The sequence below is a fragment of the Geodermatophilus maliterrae genome, assembly GCF_041018925.1.
In the GTDB taxonomy this organism is placed as follows: domain Bacteria; phylum Actinomycetota; class Actinomycetes; order Mycobacteriales; family Geodermatophilaceae; genus Geodermatophilus; species Geodermatophilus maliterrae.
This window is the reverse complement of the sequence record NZ_JBFNXQ010000183.1, coordinates 1-3,383: the sequence shown is the minus strand read 5'-3', so window position 1 is coordinate 3,383 and position 3,383 is coordinate 1. Positions and strand designations below refer to the sequence as shown.

Genomic DNA, 3,383 nt, shown 5'->3' with positions numbered 1-3,383 from the left:
GCGGCCGCGGCCCCCCGTGGCGCGTCCCCGCGGACCGCAGGCACCACCGCGCGGCGCCGCCACGCGTCCCCGGCACCGTGGTCCGTGCGGCGCAGGGGAGTCGCGGCCGCCGTGGTGGCCGGGGCGCTGGTCCTGGCCGGTGCGGGTGGGGTGGTCGCCACCCAGCTGGCCTCCGACGCCTCCGAGCCGACGACGTCGACACCGGTCGTCGCGGAGCCGGCCGACGACCCCGGCGAGGACCCCTTCGTCCCGCCGTCCGCGCAGGCGCCGGGGACGGCGGCCCCCTCGTCGGGCACGGGAGACCCCACAGCAGGCCCGGACGACCCCACACCGGGTACGGAGGAGCCGCCGCCGGGCACGGCCGGTCCCACCACGGGGACCACCGGCGGCGAGCCGGGGCCGGGTACGCCGGCCGCGGCTCCCGGCGACCCGGTGGCGGGCGACCAGCCGGGTCTGTACGGGGGCACCGGCGGCGAGGTCTGCGACGCCGCGGGCATGACCGCCTACCTCGCCGAGCACCCCGACGTGGCCGCGGCGTTCGCCGACGCGCAGGACGTCCCGACGGACCGGGTGGACGACCACATCGCGACGCTGACGCCTGTCGTCCTGCGGTTCGACACCGCGGTCACCAACCACGGCTACGTCGACGGGCGGGCCGAGCCCTTCCAGTCGGTCCTGCAGGCCGGGACCGCCGTGCTGGTCGACGACGCGGGCGTCCCGCAGGTCCGCTGCATCTGCGGCAACCCCCTGAACCCGCCCGCCTCCCGGCCCTCGCCGCAGTACCAGGGCGACCCGTGGCCGGGCTTCTCGCCGGCCACGGTCGTCGTGGTGGAGGGCAGCCCGGCCCCCGTGCCCGCCTTCGTCCTCGTCGACGACGCGACCGGCGTCGTCGAGTCCCGGCCCGTGGCGACCACCGGCGACGCCGACCTCGTGGTGGACCCGGCACTGGCGGAGACGGCCCGCGTCTTCCGGACGGACCGGTCACCGTCCTCCCCGGGCAGCGGAGGGTCGTCCGACGGCGGGTCGGCCGGTACCGGTCCGACGCCGGCAGGCAGTGGGGGCCCACCGGCGGGCACCGCCGACGAGCCCGACCGGACGACCGAGTCCGACCCGGGACCCGGGACCGCAGGCTCCCCGGACGAGGATCCGCCGGGTCCGGGTGACAGGGAGCCGGACGAGCCCACGCCGGACGACGCGACCGACGGGGGCGGGCCCGCCGACCGGGCACCCGCCGACGAGACGCCCTCGGAGCAGGCACCCGCGGACGAGGCACGTGTCGGGGAGGCCCCCGCGGAGCAGGCCCCCACCGACGAGGCCCCCGCCGACGAGGCCCCCACCGACGAAGCACCCACCGACGAAGCACCCACCGACGAGGCACCTCCGGAGCAGGCACCTGCCGACGAGGCACCCACCGACGAGGCACCTCCGGAGCAGGCACCTGCCGACGAGGCACCCACCGACGAAGCACCTGTCGGGGAAGCACCCACCGACGAAGCACCTGTCGGGGAGGCGCCCGCCGACGAAGCACCCGCCGACGAAGCACCGGCGGAGGAGGCGCCCGGCCGAGAGACGCCCACCGAGACACCGACCGACGAGACACCGACGGAGCAGCCACCCAGCGAAGACACCCCCGCCGGCGAGCCGGCCGACGAGGCACCCACCGCCGAGCCGGCCGTCCCCTGACCGGCGGCAGCGAACCAGCGCCCGTCGCACCGCAGCCGGCGACGTCGCGACGAGACTGCGACGGACCGTCAGCTGGTCGCTGCAGCGGTGTACCGGGCGGCGAGGGCGCGCAGGTGCGGCCCCATCTCCGGCGGGGACAGCACGGTGAACGGCGCGCCCGTCACGCCCAGCGCCAGCGCGGCCCAGTCGAGGTCGTCGGCCTCGACGCGCACGCGGCAGCCACCCTCGCCGTCGTCGGTCACCGTGGCCCAGCGGCCGATCCGCTCGCGCACCGGCCCGGCCGGGGCGGCCACGACGGCCTCGACGACGAACCGAGTCCAGGCGCTGCCGATCCGCTCGCGCACGTAGGCCGCGGCGTCCTCGGCGGGGAACCGCCGCGGGCCGAAGACCGCGCCGGTGCCGCGCGGGGCGTCGAGCCGGTCGAGCCGGAACACCCGCCAGTCGCCGCGGTCGAGGTCCCAGCCGACGAGGTACCAGCGGCGGCCCAGCGCGACCAGCCGGTGCGGCTCGACCGTGCGCTCGGTGCGCTCGCGGCCGGGCGGGGCGTAGCCGAAGACGGTCCGCTCGGTGTCGCGGCAGGCCAGCGCGACGGCGGTGAGGACGGCGGGGTCGACGGCGTCGTGGGCCGACGTCGGTCCCCACCCGGCCGGGACGGTCATCGCGCGCAGCGCCTCCACCCGCCGCCGCAGCCGTGCGGGCATCACCTGCACCAGCTTGGCCAGCGCCCGGACCGACGTCTCGGCCATGCCGGCGACCGGGCCCGCGGCGGCCGCCTGCAGCCCCACGGCCAGCGCCACGGCCTCGTCGTCGTCGAGCACCAGCGGCGGCAGCGCGGCGCCGGGTGCCAGTGCGTAGCCGCCGTCCACCCCGCGGGAGGCCGACACCGGGTAGCCGAGCTCGCGCAGCCGGTCGACGTCGCGGCGCAGCGTGCGCACCGAGACGCCGAGCCGGCCGGCGAGGTCGGGGCCGGGCCAGTAGCGGCGGGCCTGCAGGAGGGAGAGCAGGCGCAGCGTGCGGGCGCTCGGGTCGGTCACGTCCCCGATCCTGGCCGACACAGCGGTCAGGATCTGACCGCAATGGACGGGATCGTGGTCCTCAGCACCCCACCACGCCCCCGGAGGACACCGTGCCTGCTGCCACCACCCCCGTCCCGGACACCGAGCGCGCCGACCTGCTCGAGACGCTGGGCACGCACCGGGCGTTCCTGCGCCACACCGTGCGCGGCCTGACCGACGAGCAGGCGACCCGGCGCACGACCGTGAGCGCGCTGACGCTCGCCGGGATCGTCAAGCACGTGGCTGCCACCGAGGCGACGTGGGCGGACTTCGCCGTCCGCGGTCCGGCCGCGTTCGCCGACACCACGCCGGAGGTCTGGGCGCAGGAGTGGGTGCTCGAGCCCGGCGAGACGCTGGTCGGCGTGCTGGCCCGCTACGAGGAGGTGGCCGCCCACACCGACGAGCTGGTGCGCACGGTCGACCTCGACCGCACCCACCCGCTGCCGGAGGCCCCGTGGTTCACACCCGGCGCCACCCGCTCGGCGCGGCGGGTGTTCCTGCACGTGGTGGCCGAGACCGCCCAGCACGCCGGGCACGCGGACATCCTGCGCGAGTCGCTCGACGGCCAGAAGACGATGGGCTGAGGACCGCCTACCCCTCCAGCGGCGCCTGCTCCAGCTCCTCCACCCGGGCCGCGGCGCGGTC

The 3,383-nt window shown here is 77.7% G+C and carries 3 protein-coding genes; 2 read left to right on the top strand and 1 reads right to left on the bottom strand.

Annotation, left to right across the window (positions count from 1 at the left end):
• Positions 1-84 precede the first annotated feature (84 nt).
• On the top strand, positions 85-1,683 hold the full coding sequence (locus tag ABQ292_RS26225; protein WP_369210639.1) for a DUF6777 domain-containing protein: 1,599 nt from the start codon (positions 85-87) through the stop codon (positions 1,681-1,683).
• Between the two features lie 68 nt (positions 1,684-1,751).
• On the opposite strand, the gene ABQ292_RS26220 is transcribed toward ABQ292_RS26225, so the two are convergent.
• Entirely contained in the window at positions 1,752-2,717 is a 966-nt protein-coding gene (locus ABQ292_RS26220; RefSeq protein WP_369210638.1) for a helix-turn-helix transcriptional regulator, read from the bottom strand.
• Between the two features lie 92 nt (positions 2,718-2,809).
• Between ABQ292_RS26220 and ABQ292_RS26215 the strand changes: the two genes are divergently transcribed.
• On the top strand, positions 2,810-3,322 hold the full coding sequence (locus tag ABQ292_RS26215; protein WP_369210637.1) for a DinB family protein: 513 nt from the start codon (positions 2,810-2,812) through the stop codon (positions 3,320-3,322).
• Positions 3,323-3,383: the final 61 nt, after the last annotated feature.